The organism is Nocardia noduli, assembly GCF_019038455.1.
In the GTDB taxonomy this organism is placed as follows: Bacteria; Actinomycetota; Actinomycetes; order Mycobacteriales; family Mycobacteriaceae; genus Nocardia; species Nocardia noduli.
This window is the reverse complement of record NZ_JAFMPL010000302.1, coordinates 1-409: the sequence shown is the minus strand read 5'-3', so window position 1 is coordinate 409 and position 409 is coordinate 1. Positions and strand designations below refer to the sequence as shown.

1 protein-coding gene is annotated in these 409 nt (G+C 68.9%); it reads left to right on the top strand.

Going from position 1 to position 409, the window contains the following annotated elements; translation table 11 throughout:
- Positions 1 to 409, top strand: a 409-nt coding sequence (locus JZ792_RS43785) for a phosphotransferase (RefSeq protein ID WP_216918460.1), incomplete at both ends; no start/stop codon positions are given.

Below are 409 nucleotides of genomic sequence, written 5' to 3'. Positions count from 1 at the left end.
CGTCTACACCGAGGTATCCGACGCAGCGCTCTCCGAGTTCCTGTCCGCCTATTCCATCGGCACCCTGCTCTCCTTCAAGGGCATCGCCGAGGGCGTCGAGAATTCCAACTTCTACCTGCAGACGACGCAGGGCTCCTACATCCTGACCCTCTACGAGAAGCGGGTGCGGGCGGGGGACCTGCCGTTCTTCATCGAGCTGATGGAGCACCTCTCCGCGCGCGGCCTCGCCTGTCCGCAGCCGGTGCGGGACCGGGCCGGCACGGCGCTCGGGCAGCTCTGCGGTCGGCCGGCCGCCATCGTCAGCTTCCTGGAGGGCGTCTCGGTCAAGACGCCCGGCGTTGGGCATTGCCGGGAACTCGGCCGGGCGCTCGCCGAGCTGCATGCGGCCGGCGCCGATTTCGCGATGGTG